The sequence below is a fragment of the Aeribacillus sp. FSL K6-8210 genome, from assembly GCF_037963925.1.
Lineage (GTDB): Bacteria > Bacillota > Bacilli > Bacillales > Aeribacillaceae > Aeribacillus > Aeribacillus composti.
In genome coordinates, this window is the sequence record NZ_CP150172.1 from 3,610,588 (window position 1) to 3,634,872 (window position 24,285).

The 24,285-nt window shown below is 38.7% G+C and carries 24 protein-coding genes; 1 reads left to right on the top strand and 23 read right to left on the bottom strand.

Going from position 1 to position 24,285, the window contains the following annotated elements; genetic code table 11:
* Positions 1-27: 27 nt before the first annotated feature.
* The 7 genes from NSQ41_RS17450 to NSQ41_RS17480 form a co-directional block, all read right to left on the bottom strand.
* Positions 28-2,193 (bottom strand): DUF4129 domain-containing transglutaminase family protein, encoded by a 2,166-nt coding sequence (locus NSQ41_RS17450; RefSeq protein ID WP_339210495.1) that lies wholly within the window; start codon positions 2,191-2,193, stop codon positions 28-30.
* A complete protein-coding gene (locus NSQ41_RS17455) occupies positions 2,193-3,395 on the bottom strand; it encodes a DUF58 domain-containing protein (RefSeq protein WP_339211652.1) in 1,203 nt (400 codons plus the stop codon). The genes NSQ41_RS17450 and NSQ41_RS17455 overlap by 1 nt, the downstream gene beginning before the upstream one ends.
* 5 nt (positions 3,396-3,400) lie before the next feature.
* Positions 3,401-4,354, bottom strand: coding sequence for a MoxR family ATPase (locus NSQ41_RS17460; RefSeq protein WP_339210497.1), 954 nt, complete (start codon positions 4,352-4,354; stop codon positions 3,401-3,403).
* Positions 4,355-4,603: 249 nt separating this feature from the next.
* Positions 4,604-5,320, bottom strand: coding sequence for a 5-formyltetrahydrofolate cyclo-ligase (locus NSQ41_RS17465; RefSeq protein WP_339210499.1), 717 nt, complete (start codon positions 5,318-5,320; stop codon positions 4,604-4,606).
* A gap of 276 nt (positions 5,321-5,596) precedes the next feature.
* Positions 5,597-5,764, bottom strand: a complete 168-nt coding sequence (locus NSQ41_RS17470; protein WP_082829641.1) for an aspartyl-phosphate phosphatase Spo0E family protein — start codon at positions 5,762-5,764, stop codon at positions 5,597-5,599.
* 352 nt (positions 5,765-6,116) lie between these two features.
* On the bottom strand, positions 6,117-7,379 hold the full coding sequence (locus tag NSQ41_RS17475) for a helix-turn-helix domain-containing protein (RefSeq protein ID WP_339210502.1): 1,263 nt from the start codon (positions 7,377-7,379) through the stop codon (positions 6,117-6,119).
* Positions 7,372-7,914 (bottom strand): V4R domain-containing protein, encoded by a 543-nt coding sequence (locus NSQ41_RS17480; protein ID WP_117017178.1) that lies wholly within the window; start codon positions 7,912-7,914, stop codon positions 7,372-7,374. The genes NSQ41_RS17475 and NSQ41_RS17480 overlap by 8 nt, the downstream gene beginning before the upstream one ends.
* 221 nt (positions 7,915-8,135) lie before the next feature.
* On the opposite strand from NSQ41_RS17480, the gene NSQ41_RS17485 reads away from it, so the two are divergent.
* Complete coding sequence (locus NSQ41_RS17485; protein WP_339197757.1) at positions 8,136-8,771, top strand: hypothetical protein; 636 nt, start codon at positions 8,136-8,138, stop codon at positions 8,769-8,771.
* A 380-nt stretch (positions 8,772-9,151) separates the two neighbouring features.
* On the opposite strand, the gene NSQ41_RS17490 is transcribed toward NSQ41_RS17485, so the two are convergent.
* From NSQ41_RS17490 to NSQ41_RS17565, 16 genes are all read right to left on the bottom strand, one after another.
* On the bottom strand, positions 9,152-9,652 hold the full coding sequence (locus NSQ41_RS17490) for a 3-phenylpropionate/cinnamic acid dioxygenase subunit beta (protein ID WP_063388839.1): 501 nt from the start codon (positions 9,650-9,652) through the stop codon (positions 9,152-9,154).
* Positions 9,645-10,979 (bottom strand): aromatic ring-hydroxylating dioxygenase subunit alpha, encoded by a 1,335-nt coding sequence (locus NSQ41_RS17495; protein ID WP_094244350.1) that lies wholly within the window; start codon positions 10,977-10,979, stop codon positions 9,645-9,647. Before NSQ41_RS17495 ends, NSQ41_RS17490 begins: the two co-directional genes overlap by 8 nt.
* 102 nt (positions 10,980-11,081) lie before the next feature.
* Complete coding sequence (locus NSQ41_RS17500; RefSeq protein WP_066252126.1) at positions 11,082-11,819, bottom strand: ABC transporter ATP-binding protein; 738 nt, start codon at positions 11,817-11,819, stop codon at positions 11,082-11,084.
* Complete coding sequence (locus tag NSQ41_RS17505) at positions 11,819-12,595, bottom strand: ABC transporter ATP-binding protein (protein WP_094244349.1); 777 nt, start codon at positions 12,593-12,595, stop codon at positions 11,819-11,821. Before NSQ41_RS17505 ends, NSQ41_RS17500 begins: the two co-directional genes overlap by 1 nt.
* Complete coding sequence (locus NSQ41_RS17510) at positions 12,588-13,640, bottom strand: branched-chain amino acid ABC transporter permease (protein ID WP_066252130.1); 1,053 nt, start codon at positions 13,638-13,640, stop codon at positions 12,588-12,590. The genes NSQ41_RS17505 and NSQ41_RS17510 overlap by 8 nt, the downstream gene beginning before the upstream one ends.
* 13 nt (positions 13,641-13,653) lie before the next feature.
* Positions 13,654-14,535 carry a branched-chain amino acid ABC transporter permease gene (locus NSQ41_RS17515; RefSeq protein ID WP_063388844.1) on the bottom strand — a complete coding sequence of 294 codons (882 nt, stop codon included), beginning with the start codon at positions 14,533-14,535 and terminating at the stop codon, positions 13,654-13,656.
* A gap of 76 nt (positions 14,536-14,611) precedes the next feature.
* Positions 14,612-15,799, bottom strand: a complete 1,188-nt coding sequence (locus tag NSQ41_RS17520) for an ABC transporter substrate-binding protein (RefSeq protein WP_339210503.1) — start codon at positions 15,797-15,799, stop codon at positions 14,612-14,614.
* 379 nt (positions 15,800-16,178) lie between these two features.
* Entirely contained in the window at positions 16,179-16,835 is a 657-nt protein-coding gene (locus tag NSQ41_RS17525) for a GntR family transcriptional regulator (protein ID WP_063388846.1), read from the bottom strand.
* Positions 16,836-16,891: 56 nt separating this feature from the next.
* Positions 16,892-18,406 (bottom strand): 5-carboxymethyl-2-hydroxymuconate semialdehyde dehydrogenase, encoded by a 1,515-nt coding sequence (gene hpaE, locus NSQ41_RS17530; protein WP_094244346.1) that lies wholly within the window; start codon positions 18,404-18,406, stop codon positions 16,892-16,894.
* Between the two features lie 22 nt (positions 18,407-18,428).
* A complete protein-coding gene (locus NSQ41_RS17535) occupies positions 18,429-18,815 on the bottom strand; it encodes a 5-carboxymethyl-2-hydroxymuconate Delta-isomerase (RefSeq protein WP_339210506.1) in 387 nt (128 codons plus the stop codon).
* Positions 18,816-18,871: 56 nt separating this feature from the next.
* Positions 18,872-19,606, bottom strand: coding sequence for a fumarylacetoacetate hydrolase family protein (locus NSQ41_RS17540; protein ID WP_066252144.1), 735 nt, complete (start codon positions 19,604-19,606; stop codon positions 18,872-18,874).
* Entirely contained in the window at positions 19,603-20,394 is a 792-nt protein-coding gene (locus NSQ41_RS17545; protein WP_339193468.1) for a fumarylacetoacetate hydrolase family protein, read from the bottom strand. Before NSQ41_RS17545 ends, NSQ41_RS17540 begins: the two co-directional genes overlap by 4 nt.
* 49 nt (positions 20,395-20,443) lie before the next feature.
* Positions 20,444-21,361, bottom strand: coding sequence for a 2,4-dihydroxyhept-2-ene-1,7-dioic acid aldolase (hpaI, locus tag NSQ41_RS17550; RefSeq protein ID WP_130156668.1), 918 nt, complete (start codon positions 21,359-21,361; stop codon positions 20,444-20,446).
* Between the two features lie 105 nt (positions 21,362-21,466).
* Complete coding sequence (locus tag NSQ41_RS17555; protein ID WP_158640170.1) at positions 21,467-22,351, bottom strand: FAD synthetase family protein; 885 nt, start codon at positions 22,349-22,351, stop codon at positions 21,467-21,469.
* A gap of 4 nt (positions 22,352-22,355) precedes the next feature.
* The gene (locus NSQ41_RS17560) at positions 22,356-22,832 is read right to left on the bottom strand and encodes a flavin reductase family protein (protein ID WP_144597410.1); all 477 of its coding nucleotides are present in this window, start codon (positions 22,830-22,832) and stop codon (positions 22,356-22,358) included.
* A gap of 25 nt (positions 22,833-22,857) precedes the next feature.
* Positions 22,858-24,282, bottom strand: coding sequence for an aldehyde dehydrogenase family protein (locus NSQ41_RS17565; RefSeq protein WP_339210510.1), 1,425 nt, complete (start codon positions 24,280-24,282; stop codon positions 22,858-22,860).
* Positions 24,283-24,285 lie beyond the last annotated feature (3 nt).

A 24,285-nucleotide genomic window follows, 5' to 3' on the forward strand; every position in this document is an offset into this window, starting at 1 on the left:
TTATCATACCAAGTGATCAAGACCCGGTCAAGAAGTTGTTTTTTTGATTAAATCTTCCCATAATTCTTTCGATTGCTCCCATTCCTTGCTTGGATCATCGCCCCGATACAGCGCCCGCTCATAAATGTAAGTTAATTGCGACATACTATTTGTTCCAAACATTTGATCAATCTGTTTTGCATATTCCCTTAACGTTTGCCCGTTTTCCCGTTTGTAGCCACATCTTTCCAGAGATTTAAGCAAAAGCCTGTATGCTTTCAAAAAATCTTTCTCATCATGATTCCATTTATAGAAGCTAGTCATCCAACTGGTCATCCATTTATTTCTCGTTTTGAAAAGTATTAACACACATGCCGCTATAAACAAGATGAAACCGATGGAGACAATAACAGCTGGTGATAGCGAAAAAGGGAATTCCTTTGGCTGCTTAGCATCATCCGTATCGATTTGTTCTTGACTTTCTTCCTCAAGCGGCTGACTTTGTTCTTGTTCGGCAGCGGATGAATCTTGTTGATTTTCATTTGATTGATGTGCAAATTCCTGCGGATTGGAAAAACCGATCGTCGGTTCAAAAGGGACCCAGCCAATTCCAGAAAAATAAACCTCTACCCACGAATGGGCATTGTTGCTAGTTACTTCATACACTTCCAATCCTTCGCTTGTCGTTTCCACAAACTGCCCAGGGGTATATCCCTTTACCCAGCGCGCCGGAATTCCGACAGACCGAAGAAGAACAACCATAGATGTCGAAAAATTGTCGCAATATCCTTTCTTCGTTTCAAATAAAAACTGATCGACATAATCTTCATCCAATTCCGGGACAGCCACATCATTCGTTTCATATACAAACGGTTCTTTCAAAAAATACTGTTCAACCGCCTTGGCTTTATCATAAAAGTTGTTTTTATCTTTTGTAATCTCCACAGCGAGATTTTTCACGCGTTCCGGAAGGCTTGCGGGAAGCTGCGTATATCGTTCAACCAATTCTTTTGGAGCACCTTCATTCGAGTGAACAGCCTGCAATTTTTCAATTTCAAACAAGGGATAAGAATATTTCAAAGAATAACTGGAAAGCCGTTCCCCCGATTCATTAAACATTGGGAATATATTCTCCGTAACATGATCGATGCGGTATTGATCAGCATCACTGGAAATTTCCTGCAATCCAAGCGGATAAATAATATGCTGATATGGATATTCGCGCTCAATTTCTACAGTCGAAACAAGCTGTTCCGTTTGAACCTGACTACTCGTCAAGTTTAAATACGGACCGATAAATCCATTTGCAATGGAAAATTGTCTGTCGCTTGTCATCCAGCCTTTTCCTGTATAAACATCTTTTGTTTCAACTCGCCAATAATGCTGTCTTTCTACATACGCCCGAAAAGCAGGTGCATCGTTTGGAATGAACGGACCGCCCAATTGCTCATCATTGGTACCATAACCGATTTTTTTGACAACCGAATTTGACAAATGCTCCCCTTCTCCGTCCTGTTTATACTTCGAAAAATACGGTAAAGGGTCTGGCCATTGGGGGGCCGCTTTCGGAGCGAGCCACCCGATCGCAGCGGAAACAACAATCATTGCCAAAAGCGGCACAATCCATTTCCAATACAAAATAGACCTAAACGGAATTTTCTCCGAAAAAATCATCCTTTCAAAATAAAGAAGACCTAAAAGGAAAAATCCAACCACCGCTAACCGTATAATCGCATAAGTTGCATCATATGGCGAAAACGTATCTAATACTGCCACATACGTAATAGTTAAAATTAAAAATAATAAAATTCTTTTTCTCTGAATAATCCAATAGTTTAATAAATAGACAAGCAGCCACAATAATACAAAGAAAAGAAACGTCCGGAATGGAGGAGTCATTCCGCCGAAATACCTTTCGGTGATCAAGTTTAAGTTATAGCGAAGATCATGAATAAATTCTAATATCCATCCTATTTCAAAGACAGAGCCGTTGTAAAACAGCTGATGAATAAAAAAGAAAATATAACATAATTTAACTGGATACGAGATATACCATTTTAGCTGCATAAAAGTAAAAAAGAGAGAAATTCCGATAAATATAACGAAAATAACGGTATAGATAGAATCAGTCGAATATTCAAGCGGCCGCAGCCATTCCCACAGCAAAATAAACGATAGCAAATATAAACAAAAGTTAACGATTTGCTGTTTCATTATCGGCTTCCCACCCTTTGCGCTGCATCTCGGAACATGCCGGCGTCAACAGTGCGGACAGTTATCGAATGCCGCCGCAATTTATCTATTAGTTCTTGATCTCTTCTCGGCTTTTCAACCGCTTTTGTCACATGCCAAATGGTGACATGACGCGGCTTCGGAAACGCTAGAAGCTTGTCAATCAAGGAAGGGTGTAAATGACTTGTCATAATCATGATAAATGAATGCTGTCCCCATTTGTTCAATTCCTCTAAAAGCTGGTTGATAAACTCGTCCTCACCATCGCAATCCGCCACTGCCAAATGATACAGGATATGCTTCCAATGATGCTCATGATTTGATATAGGAAAAACTTTCTTCGTTTTCCCAACCGAAACTACCCCGAGCTTGGAACCGTTTTTGAGCACTGCTTTAGAGAACGAAGCTGTAAATGAGATAAGCTCTTCAAATGACGATGACTTTGTTCGATCGATGAAACAAACAATTTGTTGGCTATTCAGCTGCTCAAATTCCTTTGTCATGATCGAATGGCGTCTCGCTGTCGCCTTCCAGTCTATCCACGATAATTTATCTCCCGGTTCATATTCCCTTACCCCAGCAACGATCGAAACATCTTTTATATATCGTGTTCTGGCAAAACCTGCATCCTTTTCAAGTGAAAGTTGTTGGGGACGGTACTGAAACTCAAAAAATGGCGGATAGACCACAATGTGATTTTTTGCCGAATAAATGCCTTCTCTTTCAATGATTCCAAACAAATCTCCTGTTTTAAATCGCACTGTTTCAAAATGATGGGATCCCCTCGGAAGATTAGATAACGAATATTGGAATGAAAAACGTTTTTTCCACCAAGGAAACAATACAATCTTCGCTGATCCCGAATTTTTCAGCTTTTCAGGAAGGACATCCTCAACGATTCCAAAGAAAAAAGGGAAGGGAAACGGCTGTTCAATTTCGATAGTACAAACAAGCGGTTCGCCTGCTTGAAATTCCGTTTTATTTAATTTGCGCCGAACTCGCAGCTTCTTCAGCGGATAGAGAGCCAACGCAACAGAATAAACAACAAACGGCAGCAATGAATACAATAAAAACCAGCTGACAAATCCTCCTTGAAACATGGCATATGCAAAGGAAGCCGCCACGAGCAATATTAAAAAAGCAAGGTTCCACGCCAGCCGTGTGCCTTTTAGCAAGCTTTTCATTGATTTCACAGCGACCTCACTACAGGCACAGGGATTTCGGCAAGAATATCTTCAATGATTTGTTCAGCTGTTCTCCCTTCATAACGCGCTTCAGATGTCAAAATAATGCGATGGGGCAGGACATGCACGGATAAATATTGAACATCATCGGGGATCACATAATCTCGGGCATGAATAAACGCATACGCCTGAGATGCCTTCATAAGCGCAACAGAACCACGGGGACTGACTCCTAAATAGACGGAATCATGGTTCCGCGTCTTATTTACGATGTCTACAATATAATGTTTAATCGTATCATCTACATATACTTGTTTGATTTCTTCCTGAAGTGTCGTTAATTCGTCTTTGGTGATGACTGACGTTAGTTCATCAAGCGGCTGTCCTTTTTCAGCTCTTGTCAACACTTCTACTTCTTCTGTAACGGAAGGATAGCCCATTTTCAGTTTTAGCAAAAATCGATCCAATTGAGCCTCCGGCAACGGATAAGTTCCTTCATACTCAACCGGATTTTGTGTCGCCATAACGAAAAAAGGTTTTTCAAGCGGCATTGTCACGCCATCAATGGTGACACTCCCTTCCTCCATGCCTTCAAGCAAGGCGGATTGGGTCTTTGGTGAGCTTCGATTTATTTCATCGGCCAAAATAATATTAGCCATAATCGGTCCTGGTCGGTATTCAAATTCAATCGTTTTCGGATTATATATCGATACTCCAGTAACGTCTGAAGGCAGTAAATCAGGTGTAAACTGAATTCTTTTAAAATCAGCCCCAACAGACTTTGCCAATGCCTTCACCATCATCGTTTTTCCAACTCCGGGTACATCTTCGAGAAGCACATGCCCTCCAGCAAGCAATGCCGACAAACTTAAAATGACCAGTTCACTCTTTCCTACAATAACTTTTTCAACATTTTCGACAATTTTTTCTAATTTTGGATGCATCGTCTCCCCTTGCATTTATAGGCCTCCCAATCATCATATCTGCACTTCTAACTCTATTATACAATTGCCTAATAGCAGAAAAAAACGATTCGTTTTCAAACTGTTTAAAATTTATTGTACATTGTTACGTTTTCTTCTGAGAAAAGAAGCAGGATATAAAATTTAGAATTTTCACAAACTTTACGCGGAGTATTCCTAGTTTTCCTGCTTCTAAATAAATGGGATGACGTCTTGCTAAATAAAGTAAATGCAAGGGAATGATTGTTAAGAACGCTTGTATAGCATTGCCCAAATTTCTTTTAAAACAGGCATTTGTTCTTTCTCTTCTTCACTTACTTGTTCCCAAATGATTCCTTCCGGCTTTGAATAAGGAGTGTTCGTTTTGATCAATTCTTTTTCTGTAGCAATCCAATCAACCGTCAAATCATACGGATCAATAGGAAAATCGTCTTCTACCAGCTGAATGCTATGAACAGTCGTGACGACAGGAACAGAAGGCTGCCCAAGCTCCCGAATAATGGCATATTCGCGATCAGCATATCCTTCGCCTTTTCCAATTCTGCGCCCGTCCCTATGGACTGCAACCGATCCAACCACGATGAAATCAATAGTTGGCAGCTGATCGAGAGAGATTTCCTTTCCGAACGTATTCATATGTTTCAAGCTGGCGGCTTTTCTCTCTTCTCCTTTTGGCACCCATTCAGGCTTCACCATGATAAAACCGGATTTTAATCTTGGAGTTGGCATAAGAAGAATCTTTCCATCAATTAGCACTTTCGTCCGAATTGGAAGCTGCGGAGCATCAGGGTTCACCTTTACGACGTTTGCCGATTTATATTCAGGCATCGAAGCAACAATTTTTGCAGCTTGTTCAGCTCCTTTGAAATTTGGAATTCTATTTTTCAGCGGAAACGGAAAGCGTCCAAGCTTCTCTTTTTCAAGCTGAGTCCATATTTTTTCCCTGACGGCCTGTTTATCCATCTTCTAAACCTTCTTCCTGCGCCGTGATTTAACCTTTACAAATAAAAAAGCAGTGGTGAAACTTTGTAAAAACAGCCAATTGACAAACGAAAAGATGATGTTTTCATATTCTATCTTGGGGCTCATAGAACAAGAACAGCGGTATACTCCGGGAATCTAAAATATGTGTCGGAAAATCAAAAGAGCTGCCATTCTTACGATTGCCCAATTTGAAAGCTGAAAGGTAGATACCATTTTGATTCAAGATGGGAGATAATTTTATCAATACTGCCAAGTTCACTTCGTTTTTTTTAAGAGCTCGATTTGGTATTGATGAATCAGCTTATCAAGTTCCTGGCTGATTTTTAACACAACCTCAGATGTATATCCATATTTCTCAGCCAATGAAATCATATATGCTCGTTCATTTTCTATTTTAATAGATAGAATATTCATTTTATTCATTTTTCAGTAACCCCATTTTTTACGAGTTTTAGTAGTATTAATAGTACCATACTCTTACGAATAATGTAAAGATTTGTAATTTATTGAAGAAATTTGCGGAAGAAGGGGGTAAATTCCCCCATTTAAAAAGTATTGGGGTTTATTTTCTCCACCGTGTAGAAAAAAACGTTCCTAGCACAATAAACCCATTGTAAAATTTTTAAAATAGCGTTCACTTAAAAAATCGGATAATCATTTTTGCAAATTTCCTGAATGGATTGTATTTTCTGATGAAAATCCTCTGAAGCAGCCTGAGCGTGCAAGAGGGAGTTAAGTTTATTGGACAAATTGTCATGATTATAAAACTTGCGCTTTATTTCATTTTGACTTCAATGAGCCCTAAGAAATAAATATTGACCGCAGCATGAACATCAAAGAAGCCTTGGCTCGACGATAAATCAAACCCGCCAATTTCTTGCATCCTCTTCAGTCGGTAACGAACAGACCCTAATGAAACATGCATTCTTTCGGTTGTTTTATATAGATGTCCGTTATTTTCAACATACCAAAAAAGCGTTTCTAATAAATCTGAGCCATGCTTGTCATCGTAGTTTTTTATTTTTTGAAGCATTGTATGTGAAAAGGCTTCCATTTCCGGTAAATTTTCAGAGCATATTAACTTCGCAACCGCTAAAAGCTCCTTAAATGCTTTGACTTTCGCATTGCTTTTAGAAAACTTCATAATCTTAATTGTTTTTTCTGCTTCTTTTAATCCTTTTTTCAAATCTGATGCTTGCTGACATAAACTGCTGATCCCCAATTTCATTTCAAAAGTTTTAATCTCGGAGAAAATCTGATCAATTAGCCATTGCCCGCATGAAACTTCAGATGAAAATTGACGGATAAAATCTTCAGGAATAACAGCAATCAGCTGATTGACTTTTGTTGTCATTATACATGCAAAACCTTGCTGCTTGAACAATTTATTTAAGTTTTCAGCTGCTGCAGTTTTATAATGATTAAGCGAATCTTCAAGCTCTTTTCGATTAAACTCTTGGCCGCTGTCCAGATGAAACAAAAACACATATTGCGGTTGATTAAGATTGTATCCCATTAATTTTAATCGGTAAGTAAGCTCTTCTTCTGAAAATTCCCCCCTAAAAACGGCGTTCAGCAATTCTCCTTTAATTCGCTGTTCGTTTTCAAACGCAGAAGTTTCATTTATTATTTGCATAGCACAAATGGATGCCGCCTTTTTAATGACGATATAGCCCAATTCCGAAAAGCCTTCTGATTCACGAATTAGTGAAACATAACCAAAAATATTGTTTCTTACAAAAACAGGAGATATTAATTTTTCAAATGTATAGCCTTTTGCTGAAGAAACTTTTATCCGATTCGTATTACATTTTTCTTTTATATCTACTGTTTCCACTTTCTCCCTCACATAATCAGCGCTGTTTAAATAAATTTTTCGAAGCGAATCGCTCGCTGCAATCAACTGGCGGTGAGAGTTTTCCAGCAGAAGAGCACAATTCATCTCAACCGCTAAAGTGTTCAATATCCCCTTTAGTCCACACCCGTTTAATAGCGAATTTGTCAACTTTTCATTAATCATAAGAGCTTTCTTAAACATTTCTTTCTGCTTTTCTATCCTTATAAAAGCTTTGTCTAGCTCTTGTCCTAAATTTTCCTAATAAGGCAGCTCTTTTTCGATTTCTTCTCCCCAATCCTAAAACCGGTTTGGCAATCCAATGACAATGCGGATCACCCTTTCCTTCACACTCAACTTCTTTAAAAATTACTTTTCTACCCAAATGATTGCTCACATATCCGCCTGCAAATCCTATTAGTGTAAAACATACTGGATCAGAAGATAATCCAAAGGTTGCAATATGGTGTTCAGCTTCTTGTGAATGCTTCCAATAGCCTTCTGAATAATAATCTTTTGTTACAGGGTCGATATACAGCTCTTTAACTGAAATGCCTAAATCAGCCGTTATGCCGTGCATATGCGAACAAGCGATAAACAGTTCTTTCAATGTCAGCGTATGATAAGCATCTTTCCTTCTTAAATGATTTGAAAAATTATTGCCGCAATTCCAGCCATACCGTAATAAAAAACCTTTAGCTCTGTCGAGACCTAAAGCTGAAATTAAATGATTTCGCAAAGTATTTAAGATTGCCCAGATTCAGGCAAAAATTTCATCATTTCGTTGGAGTCTAAAACTTCCCCCATTTCCATCCCCCTCACCACAAACTATTAGCATTTTTTATCAAAATTATCATAATATTTAATAAATTTTCAGGAAATTTTATATAAGATATCAGTAATGAACAGAATTGATTCTGTTAAAAATGTAAGCGTTAACAAAAAGAGGGGGAGAATAATATGAATAAATTTGAAGAACAAATTTATAATTGCATGAAACCCGTTGAAGAATTGCTGGCTAAAACAACCAATCCACTGCATATTGCGATTCTTGAAAACTTCCGCCGACACGTGCATCTGGAAGGCGCCGGCATGTTCAATGAAATTGTTTCTTCCGATATGATGGTCGATCACCCCGTTTATCGTGTTACTTGGGGAAGCGAGCCTGCTGTTATTGAAGGAAAGGAAGGAGTCCTCAACTTCTATCATATTGCATCAAAATCAGTACTTTGGCATTCTGATGACTTGCTGGCTGTGGCTGATTGGGGAATTGCAGATGAACTGACTTTCCACCAATTAATTAAAGGCCAAGGATTGCTTGATTTAGGATTTGAAGTAGATGATCCGGACAAAATTTATCATTACTCAAGCCGTCAAGTATTTTTATGGCCGTATGATGAAACGGGGAGACTTAAGGGAGAGCATCTTTACGAAGATAAAAGTACAGTAAAAATTATAGAAGTGGATCCTGCTGACGTCATCACACCAGAACGAGTTGCCGAAATCCACCGGGAATGCTTGACAAAATTAGAAGCAGAAAAACCGCCGAAATATTGGACGCTGGAAGTTATAAAACAACAGCTGGAAGGCAAATGATAAAATGAGCTTTCATGAAGACGAACACACGATCATTCATTTTTTAAGTCTAGTACATCATGAATGAATGCCCGACGCGAGGGAGCTAATATAACTCTCTCGCGTTTTATGCATCTAAACATGGCAAGCTGGCAAATTTATGCCCAATTGTAATCAAAGCAAAAAAAGCCGTTAAACATTTCGAATCATAAACTAAACGATTGGAATATCAGCAAATCTATCATTTCCTTTAAGCTATTTCCGCCTTTACAGAAAATATAGAAGCTTCATAAATCCTTTCCAATCATTTTCTTCTGCACAGAAATCAAGCAGCAAACAGCCTAAATATGTTGATAATTCGGGAAATGGGCAAAAAAAATATATTGGCACATACACGTTTTTTATAAAAACATACTGACATTCATGACAGATAATACGGACTGATCTGGATACACAGTTCGTTTTGCTATTTTCCATTTTCCATTCACTTTCCGAATAATATCTTCTCTTTCTCCGAACAATTCCTCGGTTTTTGCTTCTGAACTTCTGCTGCGCTTAAATAGAAAATAACTTCTAACCTTATATTCATTAGAGCTAAAGCCAGGCTCAACGACCACATTGCTTATAAAATGCCTCTGCCTTGTAGGCGGGTTTTCGACCCAGGCTGATTTCGTATAAAGTCTTTCGACCTTTATCTCTATGTCCTTTTTCGAATCTGCAAAATAAGTCATTTCAGTATTCAAATTGCTTCCCATTTTGTTATCAACAGTTACCCGCAGGGGCATCGTGTATTGAATATCATCATCAAGCAATTCAAGCCATTCCCGATATTTTCGGTGGTCAAGCAAATAGGCCTCATAATATAAAAATTGAGAAATTTCATATTGAATATCACTATTCATGAGATTTCACCTCTGGCTCTTTCGTAATCAGCTCCAGCCAGTATTTATGCATACTTCTTGCAATATGATCTGTATAGCAAGTTGGGTACGCTTTTCCCGGTCCCGGAAAATTCTCATCCGGATCTAAGTGATCTAATCCCATTAAGTAGTTGAGCATATTGTTGTAGCTGAGATTTCGATCTCTTGCCATTAACCCTTGGCTGGCCTCAACAATGCGAGCCCAATTTTCCGTATCATCCTGTTCAAGAGTACCTGCCGCGCCAAACGTTGCAATAAAGCCTTTGTACGATTTTTCCTTATAATCTTCCGGCAGCGCCTTATCAATCATATACCAAATCCAAATTTCAACTTGATCGGGCCCTAACGGCCGCCATACTCTAAATTGAAGATGATTATACTTTGTTCCTTCTGTTCCGCTGCAAGAGCTTAAGAATGATAGATTTGGAAAAACTCCGCCAACAAAATTTTGAACTCTAGAAAAAATGTCCAATTGTTCTTTATTTAAATTTTTCTCAAACATCGACCACATCGATTCAGGCATACCTTGGTATATGTTATTCGATCTTCCAGTAGCAGATGTAATTACATTAATTCCATGTCCGTTTGACAAAACAACTTGATGTCCATATGATGCATACAAAGGATCGCTCGGTGTAAGCTTCAATTCCACGGCGGATCTATGAGTCGTTTGAACATGGTAAGGATCTGCCGCGAAATTTTCACTTGTCATTTTCCAATTTGCTTTTGCCACCCATCGTTGAGGGACTCCCCTCACTTCCATCCCTCCGTCGCTCCGGCCAAGCATTATATCAAAATACCATTTCATTTCGCCTAAATAATCTTCTAAAGACATAGCGTCAGGATCAAGATTTCCAAAAATCATTCCTTGATAGCTTTCAACACGAGGAACTGGGCGCAGTCCCCACTCGCTTTTATCCATCGATTCCCCAAATACTTTATTCCCTGCAACAACCCCGATCAGTTCACCGTTTAAATTATAAGTCCAGCCATGATAAGGGCATGAAAATGCTTTTTTATTTCCATAATCTTCTGTACACAAACGAACACCCCTATGAGAACAAGAGTTCAAAAATGCGTTGATTTCTCCATTTTTATTTTTCACTAAAATAATCGGGTCATCGACCATCATCCTCGTAACAAAGCTTCCTGGTTCTTTTAATTCCGATTCGTGCGCCAGAAACTGCCATGTTCTGCCGAAAATTCTTTCTTTTTCTAGTTCGTATATTTCCGGATCTGTAACTAACCATTGAGGAAATCGGCCGTTTTCTATATTTTTCTCAACTTCCTTCCAATCTATCGTTCTCATATCCGTTCCCTTCCTCCTTTGGTTATTGGAATATTCGGAATTCTATGCCGCCAAACTCCCGGCTTTTGGGCAAGTTAGGTTAGTACAGACCTGTTGTTTATACTAAAGCTTTAGTCTTTCTTTTTTGCTTATACCTAAATACGTATCTTTTATTTTTTCATCTTCCAGCAAATCGCTCGCTTTTCCTTGAATGACAATTTCTCCGCGATCCAATACACAAGCGTGATCTGCAATTTGCAAAGCTGCTTTGACGTTTTGTTCAATTAACAAAATGGTCGTTCCAAATGTTTTTTTCATTTGCTTTAAAATATTCATAATGTCTTTGACAATAAGCGGAGCCAATCCTAAAGACGGTTCATCCAGCATCATTAGTTTTGGCTTCGCCATCAGCCCGCGGCCTATGGCAACCATTTGCTGCTCGCCGCCGCTCAACAATCCGCCCGGTCGATCCAACATTGTTTTTAATTTAGGGAAAAAGTCTAGAACTTGCTCGAAATCCTCCATAACACTTTTTTTGTCATTTTTATATCGGTGATAAGATCCTAACAGCAAATTATCCTTAACAGAAAGATCATCAAAAATTTGTCTTCTTTCCGGGACAAGACAAATGCCTTTTTCAACGATCTTTTCTACTTTACCATAAGAAATTTCTTCATTTTCAAATACAATGGTTCCTGATCTCGGTTTATAAATGCCTGCTATTGTTCCAAGAAGGGTGCTTTTCCCGGCGCCATTTGACCCTACCATCGCAAAGATTTCGCCTTGTTTTATTTCAAAGTGAATCCCTTTCAAAACGTGCAAATATCCGTGGTACGTATGAAGGTTGTCTACTACTAACATTAGATTGCTTCCTCCTCTCCCAAATAGGCTGCAATAACTTTAGGATTGCTGGCAATTTCTTCAGGCGTTCCTTCTGCAATTTTTTTCCCATAGTCAAGAACTACAATTTTATCTGCAATCGACATCACCGTTTCCATATCATGTTCAACAAATAAAAATGTCATCCCTTGTTTTCTCATATTTTTCAGTACATTCACTAGATTGCGGGATTCCTGCGGATTCAGCCCGGCCATCGGTTCATCTAGTAAAATAAATGAAGGCTCTGCAGCTACTGCCCTGGCAATCTCTAATAATCTTTGATTTCCATAAGGCAATGTTTCAGCTCGTTCAAAAGCTAAATCAGCAATACCGACCTGTTCAAGGCATTGCAATGCTTTTTGCATTACCTCTTTTTCTTCTTTATAAACGTTCGGCAATCGCAGGCCTGAGCTTAAAATTCCAGTTTTTAATCTTATATGGCTTCCTGTCATCACATTTTCGATGACGGTCATATTATTAAATACTTGCAAATTTTGAAATGTTCTTGTCATCCCTAGACTTGCAATTTGATAAGGTCTTTTCCCGATGATGGAAACGCCTTTAAAGGTTATTTTTCCACTTGTTGCCGGGATGACACCTGTCACTAAATTAAAAAGGGTTGTTTTGCCGGCGCCATTTGGACCTATTACAGCAACAATTTCCCCTTTTTTCACTTCAAACGAAACATTTTCAACGGCATTTACACCGCCGAATGATTTTGAAAGATTTTCGACTTTTAATAATGTTTCCTCAGTCATGAATATCACTTCCCGTTGACTTCTTTGAAAATGCTGAAACTGGTTTATTTTTAAAGCTTGAAGTGATTCTTTTGATAAAATGAAAGATCGCTTTTGAAATTCCATTTGGCATGTATATTAAAATAACTACAAGCAGCACGCCGAAAAATACAATTTCGAATTCCCCGCTAGCATTGGGAATAATTTTCGGTACAATATCTTTCAACAATTCTCCTAAAAATACATATATCGCTGCTCCGATCAATCCGCCCCAAATATTCCCTATCCCACCGATGACAACCATTATTAAAAAGTAGATAGATGTCATCATTTCAAACAATTGAGGATTTATAAAGGTGACATAGTGTGCGTATAAGCTTCCAGCAATTGAAGCATAAACGGCGCTTAATACAAAAATTTGCAATTTATATTTATTAATATTTATACCAATTGCTTCCGAAGCAATTTCGCTGCCATGGATAGACATTAAAGCTCTTCCGACTCTTGATTGAACAATATTGCGCGCAAAGAAAATTCCTAAAAAGACAAAGATCCAAATTAAGAAGTAAAATTGAAAATCTGTTGAAAATGAAATACCGAATAAGCTTAAAGGAGGTATGCCAAAAAACCCGTTTAATCCTCCAGTTATTGTTTTCCACTCTTTAAAAAATGTAAATATGATCACTCCAAATCCAAGAGTGGCTAAGGCTAAATAATGCCCTTTTAGTTTAAATACTGGAATACCAATGATTAAAGAAACGAGTGATGCAATAATCGCCCCAACTAAAATTCCTATCCAGGAAGGCATCTGCAATGTAGCCGTAAAATATGCAGAGGTATAGGCACCAATACCGTAAAAAGCTGCATGCCCGAGGGAAATTTGCCCTGCATATCCGATTAATAGCGTCAGTCCAGTCGTAACCAATGAGTAAAAACCGATCATAATGAAAGTACTTAAAATATAATTATTTGATTGAAAAATAAAAGGAAGAAGCATAATAACGACAAAAAAGATAAGAGGACCTTTCAAACTCCTGTTGTATATTTTCGTTAAATTGTTATCCATTTTTTCCTCTCCTCTAAACACGTTTTCCTGATACTTTCGAGAACAATCCATTTGGCATGAAGAATAATACGATTAAAAGAAGAGTGAAGCTAATGGCATCTTTATATCCTGAAGATAAATATCCTTCCGTAAAAGATTCTAATATTCCGATTAAAAATGCTCCGGCAATAGCAGCAGGTGCATTTGACAACCCTCCAATTACTGCAGCAATAAATGCTTTTAAGCCAATCATGATTCCCATATCATACGAAGCACCCGAAATGGGGGCAATCACTATTCCTGCGAGCGCTCCAAGACCAGCACTAATGGATACTGCCCAAAACGACATTTTTTGGGGGCTGATTCCCATTAGCCTTGCTGCAAAACGATTGACAACACAAGCTGTTACCGCTTTTCCTAAGTAGGTTTTATTAAAAAAGTAGTAAAGGACAGCTAAACTTAATAAGGAAATGCCGATAGCCCATAAGCTTTGCGGCTGAATGGTAGCATCCAAAAAATTGATATTCTGATTTCCAGAGAAAGGACGCAGCGCCAAAGGCTGAGTTCCCCAAATTAAAATGCTAATTCCCCGAAATACAAAAGCTGCACCTATCGTAATAATAAGAAGTGTTGCGGTTGATGAATTTCTTGCAGGATAAATTGCCAACCTTTCGAACAAACCACCGATAATCGTGACTATGACAACACTTACTGCTATTGCAATAATTAATGGAAAGCCCATATTGACAAACGAAATACAAGTAAGTGCACCCAGCATGGCAAAATCGCCTTGTGCTAAATTTAAAAGGCCGGTTATGTTGTAAATAATGACAAATCCAATAGCAATCAGTGCATAGATGCTTCCAATGGTCAGTCCAGAAAAAATTAACTGAATAAATTGGCTGGTCAGTTCCATTCCCACACTTCCCTTCTATTTTTGGTCTTTAGGGATCTTCCCCGTACTTTTAATCGTTGAAGATCCCTTTACAGCATTATTCTGCAATGACAAATTTGCCGTCTTTGATTTGAACCATAACTAAGCTGCTTTTATCAAGGCCAGTATGATTATCTTTCGAAAAATTGAATATTCCGGAAATTCCAACAAAATTTTTCGTATTTTCGAGCTGTTCTCTAATTTTTTCTTTGTCAGTTCCGGTTTTTTCAATTGCATTCACTAATAAATAGAATGCGTCCCAAGTATGGCCTCCAAACGTATTTGCGTCGTAGTTGAATTTTGCTTTAAAATCCTCTTTATACTTAATAAGTGTTTCTTTTTGCGGATCATTATCCGGCAATTGTTCAGCGACAATTAAACGCCCTGCAGGAAAAATAACTCCTTCCGCTGCTTCTCCGGTTAACTCAATAAACTCTTTAGTACCAATTCCCTGACTTTCAATAATGGGAAGTTTCATTCCTAATTGATGGAGATTTTTCGTAATAACTGAAGACTCCTGAGCAGTTCCCCAAACGATAATTGCCTGTGGATTTGATTTCTTTACGCGAGTCAGCATCGCTTTCGCATCATCAACAGTTGCTTCAAATTCCTCTTCAATAACAGCTTCAATGCCGTATTCACCTTTCAGGCGATTAAATTCTTCATGAGCACTTGTGCCGTATTGGTTGGCAACATTCAGCCAGGCAATTTTCGTTAAATTTTTTTCTTTCAAATAGGCTAAAATTTTAGGAATTACTACATCATCACTTTGTGTCGTTTTGAAGATCCAGTCCCGTGAAGAATTATCATCAGGTTTTACAATTTGTTTACTTGTAGCTGATGCAATGAATGGAGTTTTTGACTTTTCCGCAAGCGGCACCATTGCTAAAGCATTTCCGCTTAGCGTACCCCCAACAACAGCCAATACTTTATCCTGCTCAATTAATTTTTTCATAGACAGCACGGCTTCATTTTGATCGGACTTATCATCATAGGCAATCAGCTCTATTTTCTTTCCATCTATTCCATCGTTTTCATTTACTTGCTCCACCAGCATTTTTACCGTTTCCATCTGTGATTTTCCTAAAGGAGCACCGCCGCCCGAAGCTGAATAAATAGCACCAATTTTAATGACATCGGAACCACCGGAATCATTATTTTTTCCACCGGCGCTTTCAGAATTTCCGCATGCTGCCAGCATAGAGAGAAATAACATCAAAATGATCAACGAAACAAATTTTTTCAACGTAACCCCCTCCTTTATTTTTGGCAAAATTCCTTAAAAGCTTTATCTTTCTTAGTGACAACGCTTTCATATTAGTGAAATCAGAGGACCACCCCTTTCCTTTGACCAACAAATCATCAATAATATTATATATGATTTAAAATATGGTTTCAAATATTTAAAAAATTCTATCTTTTCTTCCTCCTAGCATTTTCTACTCATTCAAAATCCACTTGTAGAGAAAGAAGCTTCATCTATTGATTTTCTTCACAACAAGGGTTTAGAATTTGATCTTGTTATCTATTAATATATATAAAATAATATATGATATTAGCCAAAAAAATTTCCTTGAACAAATCCAACTGAGTACGATCAGTTGAATTTGTTCGAAATTGTTTTATTATGAAAATTTTTGCCGATTTCTGAATGCTTCTGCTGTATTTAATTTGTGTTGGCGGACAAATTCCTCAATTTGGTTGGGCGGAGCCTTTTCTCGAAGCAATCGAATAATTTCTTCGTGCTCTTTAATGGACTCTTTAGAGCGCTTCGGAACGAGTGTGAAGCCATAAGTCCGTATCCGCTTCATCCTCTGCCAAATTTGCTTAATCTGCTCCTCTAAAAAGTTATTGCCGCAGTTTTCATATATTAAGGTGTGGAACTGATAATTTAATTCACTGAATTGCTCTAATTCAAAATCTTGCAGCGACTGTTTCATCTTTTCGTTTAATTCTTCTAATTTTTTGATCGTCTCCTCCTTTATAATATTAGAACTTAAAACAGTCGCATAACCTTCTAGCACCGCCAAAACCGAAATGGTTTGCAAATACTCTTTTTCGTTGATATTGCTTACAACTGCTCCGCTATACGGCTTATATTGAATTAAGCCTTCTGCTTCCAATTGGCGGATCGCTTCTCTGACAGGGATGCTGCTTAAATTCAGCTCTTTTGCAATTTGATCGATTACTATTCGATATCCAGGCCCGTAAGCACCATTTTCAATTCGTGAAAGAATATAATCATATGCAATTTGTGTTTTATTTTTTACCTTCTGTTCCATACTTATATCATATATTAAAGAATATATACTAACAAGCAAAACGAGTTAGCTTTCCATTATTGTTGAGCCGAAATCGTTTCGGCTTTTTTTGATTTACCAAACTGAGGAATGTGATGATCTCCAATCGCCACATGAATTACTTGAACCTCTGTATAAAAATCAAAACTATAATGTCCGCCCTCTCGGCCAATACCGCTATATTTCGTTCCGCCAAACGGGATTCTTAAATCCCTGACGTTTTGCGAGTTTACCCAAGCCATTCCGCTTTCAATCGATTGGACAATTCGGTGTCCGCGCTTCAAATTGTTCGTCCATACATAAGCAGCCAGCCCATATTTTACATCATTAGCCATTTTTATGACTTCTTCTTCAGTCTCAAATGGTATAACTGCCATGACAGGTCCGAATATTTCCTCTTGAGCAACTTTCATACCGTTATGGCAATTCAGAAGAAGTGTCGGTGGAACAAAGTTGCCATTTTTCAATGATTGCGGAACGTTTCCTGAAAACACTTCTGCCCCTTCTTTTTTGGCTATTTCAATGTAATTTAAAACAGTTTCCCAATGTTTTTTGTGAATTAGCGGCCCTAGTTCTGTCGAAGAATCCAATGGATCCCCTACCGAGATATTTTGCACACGCTCTTTCAGCCGTTCAACAAAGGAATCATAAATCGATTTTTCCAAAAACAACCGCGAATTGGCTGTACAGCGCTCCCCGTTAAGAGAAAATACTCCCCAAACGACAGCATCCAAGGCTTTTTCCAAATCAGCATCGGCAAAGATAATTGCAGGAGATTTTCCTCCTAGCTCCATAGAGGTTTTTTTCAACGTATCTGCGCTATTTTTTATTATTTCGGCACCTGTTGTCGTCTCGCCCGTAAAGGAAATAAGCCGGACATCAGAATGTCTCACGAGGGACGCGCCAGCTGTTTCCCCAAAGCCGTGAACGATATTAAAAACTCCCTCTGGCAGTCCCGCTTCATGAATAATTTCAGCCAGCTTGTTAGCAGTCAGCGGCGACCATTCAGCAGGTTTTAAGACAACCGTATTACCTGTTGCCAACGCCGGAGCCACTTTCCATGTTTCCAGCATGAACGGAGTGTTCCATGGCGTAATTAAACCTGCCACTCCAATTGGCTTGTAAATAGTATAATTAATAAAATCTCCGTCTACTTTATACGCTTCTCCTACCATGCGGCTTTTAACCATTTGTGCATAAAATCGAAAGTTTTCAGCTGCACGGGATGCTTGCTTTTTCGTTTGACTGATTGGCAATCCTGTATCTAGAGATTCCAAATAAGCAATTTCTTCCGCATTTTCTTCAATTAATGCAGCAATTCGTAAAATATACTTCATTCTTTCATCTACCGACATTGTTCCCCAAGGGCCGTCAGCAAAAGCTTTTTTGGCAGCTTTTACTGCTAAGTCAATATCTTCTGCAAATCCTTCCGCTACCTCATTGATTACTTCATTATTAAAGGGATTAATATTCTCAAAGCTTTTCCCTGCAACTCCCTCTACAAACTTGCCATTGATATAATGAAGAACTTTCCCAACTTTATATGTGGTCATTTCGATTCCTCCAAGTATGCAATTAATTTTTGTAGCGCTGATGAATGTTATTATATTTGTACGTTCCAAATTCACTAAATTCATATAGTTCTAAAGACAATGCAAGATATCTCCTTTTGAAAAGGATCGAAAAATGATCTTTCATCACTGCAAAGATCTCATCACAAACTGCTTTTTTATCCTCTTCAGTACGCCCAGCGCCAATCTTTAGCGTACCGTGGACAAAGGCATCATCCTCAAAGCCGTCAGCAACACAATAATCTTTCAATTCAATGGCTCTAGATCTCACGCCTCCAATTGGAAATATATCGCTTTTGGAAATTAGCACATCATTAACTTTTTTCAGCAGCTCTGGAATTTTTGCCTCTTTTTTGATATTGTCGGTATATTCTAAAATAAAATGCGGCATAACGTCAGCTCTCCTTTAAAGTGTTGGTGACGGAGAAAAGATTCTGAATGACAGCTTCATATAATTCGATTAATTAAACGTCCAATCCCTTCTATTTCTGTAATCACTTCATCGCCAACATTAACATTGACCGCTCCTTTAGGTGTTCCTGTGAGAATTATGTCCCCGTAATTTAAGGTCATAAAGCTAGTTAAATACTCGATTAACATAGGGATTGTAAAAATCATATCTTTTGTATTTCCTTCCTGCACTAACGCTCCATTAACGTAAGTACGAAGGACCAAGTTCATCGGATCTGGTATATCTTCTTTATCGACAAGCCAAGGGCCTATCGGGGTAAATGCATCGCGATTTTTCACGCGCAAATTCGGCCGGTAATAGTTCTCTAAATAATCCCTGACAGCGTAGTCATTTGCAACCGTATATCCTAAGACGTATTCATACGCTTCACTAGCCTTGACATTACGCGCCATTTTTCCGATTACCACTGCCAGTTCACATTCATAGTGCATAAAATCTACATCAGGAGGACGTTTCGTTTCAGATCGATGCCCAACAATCGTATTCGGTCCCTTTAGAAACACAAGCGGTTCAGTTGGTGCATGAAATGACAGCTCTTTAGCATGATCTGCATAATTCAAACCTAATGCAAAAACAGTCCGCGGGCTTACAGGCGGAAGCCAGACTACGTCCTTTTCTGTCACTTTACGATGATCATTCAGTTGAAGGAAGCCGTTATCTTCAATTGCTTCATAAATGGTGCCGTTCATAGCAACTCTAGCTCGTTTCATCGCACAGCCCCCTTCACATAATCCGCTTCATGAACAATTGTATTTTCTAGACTGCCTACACCTTCAATTTCTATGCGAACATGGTCTCCTGCCTTTACTAAAGGCGCTTGCTCAGGAACACCTGTCAGCAGCACATCTCCTGGATAAAGCGTCATAAATTCTGTTATATCAGCCAGCAGCCGAGCAACTGGCCGGATGAAATTTTTCGTGTTATTTTTTTGCGCAAGCTTTCCATTGATAAAAACGCGAATGTCCAATGAATCAGGATCATCTATCGATTCCTTTTTGATGATCCACGGACCAACCGGATTAAATCCATCTCTTGCCCGCTCCCTTATCGCCGGACGATAAATGTTTTCGTGTGGAATTGCTACATCATTCACAACTGTATATCCAGCAACATATTGAAAGGCTTCTTCTTCCTTTACTTTAGTGGCAGTACGCCCAATGACCACGCCGAGTGCTGCCCCTACTTCTAATTCGTCTGCATCCTCAGGCAATGGTATGGGGCTCCTGTAGCCACTTAATGTGTTAATCGGTTTTATATATAAAATTGGCGCTTTCGGTGGTTCGTTATATGGTGAATGTGCCATTTGCTCACGATATCGATGAAAGGCGCCTTGATAATTCAAAAGGACACCGTAAATCGTACCTGAAACCGGAGGCTCCCAAGAAAGCTGATTGACGTGATATTGAGTTCCATTTAAAAAAATTGAATTGTTTTCTGGATCCACTTCGGCTTCCGTTATATTTGGCATTCCAAAAATTTTCACTACTGCATTGCCCATCCAATTCACTCCTTAGCAGGCGCAATACATCAGCCCTTTTTAGCTTGCCTTAATTTTTTACTTTCTCTAAAAGACCATATTTTTGCAGCGTTTGCCGAATTCTTTCTTGAAGCTCCTCCGCAGGCAAATCAAGAGGCAATCTTAATTTCGGCGTGATTTTTCCCATCATTCCAAGCGCCGCCTTTACAGGTCCCGGATTTGTCTCGGCAAATAAAATATCGTTTAATTCCATTAACTCGAAATGGAGGTCCTGAGCTCTCTTTATATCGCCTTCAAACCAAGCGTCATGCAATTCCGCAACTTTTGCCGGTTCCACATTAGCCGTTGCACTAATAGAACCTGCCCCCCCGATTGCTAGCATTGGATAGCATAAAAGCTCGATTCCTGAAAATAGTAAAAAATCTCTTCCGCAATGAAGCAGCACCCGATTCACATGCTCAAAATCTTTATTGGATTCTTTTGCACCGATAATGTTCGGGCAATCCTCCACTAAACGAGCCATTGTTTTGACCTCTAAATTTACAGCTGTTCTCCCTGGGATGTTGTAGATAATGATCGGAATATCTACAGAATCAGCTACTGCTTTAAAATGCTTATACAACGCATGCTGGGACGGCCTATTATAATACGGAACAATGACCATCGCAGCATCTGCGCCAATTTCTTGTGCAAATTTCGTTAGTTCAAGTGTTTCATCATGATTAGTCGATCCTGTTGCCGGAACAAACGGGACTCGGCCATTCACTGTTTTTTTCGCCAGCTCCATTACCTGCTTGCGTTCCTCCGTTGTTAATGAACTGGGTTCGCCAGAAGTTCCTGTCACTGAAATCCCATGGCTGCCGCTTTCAATTTGCCAGTTGATTAAATTTTTCATCGTTTCAAAATCAATATTGCCTTCCGCATCAAATGGAGTAACAACAGGAGCAATCGATCCTCTTAATCTTTGCTTTATTTCGTTATAAGACATATATAAGCAACCTCCTGAACAAAATGATTATTATCTGAATATTTCAAATCTCATTAATTTATTTTTATTATATATATAATCATATATGATTTCAACTATAAATTATTATATGACTGTTCGGCTAAAAAGATCATAAGCAGCAGCAACTGGTCGATCAAGCAATTGTTCTATGAACCTCAATTGGACATTATTTTTTTCTGCTATTCTATCCAATCCGTCAATAACACCCTCAAATAAGTAAGGTTTTAATGTTTTGTTCGTTATATGGCATAAACCGTTGTAAAATGTCTCATTGAATTCTATTTGGATTTTATAAATTCCCGGTTTAGGCAGGAAATAATCATGATCGATTTGCGCTTTAAAAATAAAATTGTTGTCAGCATCCCCTCGTTCCATCGATTTGACTAAACATGAAACACGATAATAATCCCCAAGATAATGAGGTATTTCATTTACAAGGCCTGACTCTAGCAGCTTCCGAATCATGGAGGAGCTTATTTTTTCTTGTTTATATTGGATTTTCGGAATAGTCGTCACATCAAAAAATCCCGTTCCAACGTTTTTCAGCTTCTCCATATTCCCTTTTCCTTTAAAACCATACGTAAAGTCGAAGCCGGCAACGACATGTTTGCACATCAAGCCTTTTAAGTATTGATTCACAAAGTCTTGATCGGATAATTCAGAAAAATTTTTATCGAATTTTACAATATACAGTTTCTCTACCCCTAATTGTGAAAAGATTTCCATTTTGGAAGGAAGCGGCGACAGATAGGAGATAACTTTTCTATCCGTTTCAATGACTTGACTTGGATGTGGAAAAAACGTCATCACGGCAAATGTTAGTTTTTTTACTTGCGCGATTTCTTTCGCTTTTTCAATGATTTTCTTATGTCCTAAATGCACTCCATCAAAGAAGCCGACTGCCATGACACACGGCTCGGGCTTGCATTCCGCTAATACTTTGGAATTGTTAATATAAACGACTTCCATCCATTCACCCCGCGTTGGCATGACTAGCCAAATTTCTATATTTTCCTTCAAAAAATAACAATGGGTCACCTTCCTTCATATAAATGTCAGTCACCTTTCCAATGTATAAAGTGTGGTCGCCGGCAACATGTGTATTGTATACGTCACATAAAATATTTGCTAACGAATTGGGCAGCACCGGTTGATCACCGACCCAATCAAAAGTAACATTTTGTTTCTCTTTTAATTGGCCGGCAAAAAGCATCGATAAATCTTGTTGTTCTTCAGACAAAATATTTACTGTAAATTTTCCTGTCTGCTTAATGATTTCATTCATTTTTGCTTTTTCTCCAATTGAAATGAGAATTAGTTTAGGATCTAAAGAGACAGACATAAATGCATTTGCCGTCATTCCGCGTACTTCCCCATTTAGGGCAGTCGTAATAACAGTGACTCCTGTCGCAAACTTCCCCATTGCATTTCGAAACGTGCGATCATCCATGTTACACACCTCTTTTTACGCTTTTTTATACTTGCCGATTTATCACGACTAATTTTAGCTCCGTCATTTCTTCAATCGCATATTTAATTCCTTCTCTCCCCATTCCGCTCTCTTTCACTCCACCGTATGGCATATGATCGACTCGGAACGTCGGGATATCATTAATCATTACACCGCCTACTTTTAGCTCTTCAGCCGCATATAAAGCATGGTGGATATTTTTTGTATAAATCCCTGCCTGCAGTCCATACCGGGAATCATTTACATACTCAACAGCCTGTTCAATCGATGAAACCTTTTCGATTAACACTACAGGGCCGAAAATTTCTTGACAGGAAACTTTCATATCAGGTTTTGTGTTGAGTAAAACCGTCGGTTCGACAATATTTCCTTTCGCATTTCCCCCTGTTGCAACTATTGCACCTGTTTTTTTAGCTTCTTCGATCCAGCTGATGACACGGATTACATCATGTTCGGAAATCAGCGCTGAAACATCTGTTTGAAAATCCAGCGGATCTCCTGTTGTCAGCTTTTCCGTTTCTTTCACAAATGCATTGACAAACTCATCATATACATGTTCATGTACGTAAATTCTTTGCAGCGAGATGCATACTTGCCCTTGGTTAGAAAAAGCCCCTTTAACACATCTTGGAATGATGCTTTTAACATCAATTCCTTCATCTACGATCAAAGCCGAGTTGGAACCTAACTCAAGCGTGACACGTTTCAAGCCTGCTTTATTTCTGATCTCTTTTCCGACTTGCGGGCTTCCTGTAAACGTAATCATTTTAACCCGCTCATCTTCTACGATTTTTTTGCCAACGATGCTGCCGCTTCCTGTTACAACATTTAATGCACCATCAGGCAGTCCTGCTTCCTGCAATAATTCAGCTATAAAGAAAGCAGATAACGGTGTTTGGGAGGCCGGCTTTAAGACAATCGTATTTCCGGAGGCAATGGCCGGTCCTACTTTATGCGCAACTAGATTCATTGGAAAATTAAACGGAGTGATAGCTCCTATTACACCGATCGGTTCACGAACCGTATAAGCAGTCCGATTTTCCCCGCCGGGCGCCGCATCTAATGATAGTGCCTCACCATGAATTCTTTTTGCTTCTTCAGCCGAAAATTTATATGTTTGAATGGTTCTTTGCACTTCCTCTAATGCTGTTTTGATTGGCTTCGCCGCCTCTTTTGCAATAATTTCTGCCGCTTCCTCTTTCCTCTTATCTAAAAGCATCACCAGTTTTTCCAAAATGTGTCCGCGTTCATGTTTTGGCATTTTCGCCATTTTCAGAAAGGCGTTATGTGCGGCTTCGATCGCTTTTTCAACGTCAGCTTCTGAAGCAATTGGAATTTCTGCAATTACTTTTTTATTATATGGAGAGGAAAGAGGAGCATAATGTTCTGCTCCTACCCAACTTCCACTAATAAACAATTTTCTTTTCATCGC

Bases quoted from the DNA above. Each gene is read 5' to 3' on its own strand.
- NSQ41_RS17450 (WP_339210495.1), bottom strand. From the start codon at position 2,193: ATGAAACAGCAAATCGTTAACTTTTGTTTATATTTGCTATCGTTTATT.
- NSQ41_RS17455 (WP_339211652.1), bottom strand. From the start codon at position 3,395: ATGAAAAGCTTGCTAAAAGGCACACGGCTGGCGTGGAACCTTGCTTTT.
- NSQ41_RS17460 (WP_339210497.1), bottom strand. From the start codon at position 4,354: ATGCAAGGGGAGACGATGCATCCAAAATTAGAAAAAATTGTCGAAAAT.
- NSQ41_RS17465 (WP_339210499.1), bottom strand. From the start codon at position 5,320: ATGGATAAACAGGCCGTCAGGGAAAAAATATGGACTCAGCTTGAAAAA.
- NSQ41_RS17470 (WP_082829641.1), bottom strand. From the start codon at position 5,764: ATGAATAAAATGAATATTCTATCTATTAAAATAGAAAATGAACGAGCA.
- NSQ41_RS17475 (WP_339210502.1), bottom strand. From the start codon at position 7,379: ATGTTTAAGAAAGCTCTTATGATTAATGAAAAGTTGACAAATTCGCTA.
- NSQ41_RS17485 (WP_339197757.1), top strand. From the start codon at position 8,136: ATGAATAAATTTGAAGAACAAATTTATAATTGCATGAAACCCGTTGAA.
- NSQ41_RS17490 (WP_063388839.1), bottom strand. From the start codon at position 9,652: ATGAATAGTGATATTCAATATGAAATTTCTCAATTTTTATATTATGAG.
- NSQ41_RS17495 (WP_094244350.1), bottom strand. From the start codon at position 10,979: ATGAGAACGATAGATTGGAAGGAAGTTGAGAAAAATATAGAAAACGGC.
- NSQ41_RS17500 (WP_066252126.1), bottom strand. From the start codon at position 11,819: ATGTTAGTAGTAGACAACCTTCATACGTACCACGGATATTTGCACGTT.
- NSQ41_RS17505 (WP_094244349.1), bottom strand. From the start codon at position 12,595: ATGACTGAGGAAACATTATTAAAAGTCGAAAATCTTTCAAAATCATTC.
- NSQ41_RS17510 (WP_066252130.1), bottom strand. From the start codon at position 13,640: ATGGATAACAATTTAACGAAAATATACAACAGGAGTTTGAAAGGTCCT.
- NSQ41_RS17515 (WP_063388844.1), bottom strand. From the start codon at position 14,535: ATGGAACTGACCAGCCAATTTATTCAGTTAATTTTTTCTGGACTGACC.
- NSQ41_RS17525 (WP_063388846.1), bottom strand. From the start codon at position 16,835: ATGGAACAGAAGGTAAAAAATAAAACACAAATTGCATATGATTATATT.
- hpaE (WP_094244346.1), bottom strand. From the start codon at position 18,406: ATGACCACATATAAAGTTGGGAAAGTTCTTCATTATATCAATGGCAAG.
- NSQ41_RS17535 (WP_339210506.1), bottom strand. From the start codon at position 18,815: ATGCCGCATTTTATTTTAGAATATACCGACAATATCAAAAAAGAGGCA.
- NSQ41_RS17540 (WP_066252144.1), bottom strand. From the start codon at position 19,606: ATGAAACGAGCTAGAGTTGCTATGAACGGCACCATTTATGAAGCAATT.
- NSQ41_RS17545 (WP_339193468.1), bottom strand. From the start codon at position 20,394: ATGGGCAATGCAGTAGTGAAAATTTTTGGAATGCCAAATATAACGGAA.
- hpaI (WP_130156668.1), bottom strand. From the start codon at position 21,361: ATGTCTTATAACGAAATAAAGCAAAGATTAAGAGGATCGATTGCTCCT.
- NSQ41_RS17555 (WP_158640170.1), bottom strand. From the start codon at position 22,351: ATGGAAGTCGTTTATATTAACAATTCCAAAGTATTAGCGGAATGCAAG.
- NSQ41_RS17560 (WP_144597410.1), bottom strand. From the start codon at position 22,832: ATGGATGATCGCACGTTTCGAAATGCAATGGGGAAGTTTGCGACAGGA.
- NSQ41_RS17565 (WP_339210510.1), bottom strand. From the start codon at position 24,282: ATGAAAAGAAAATTGTTTATTAGTGGAAGTTGGGTAGGAGCAGAACAT.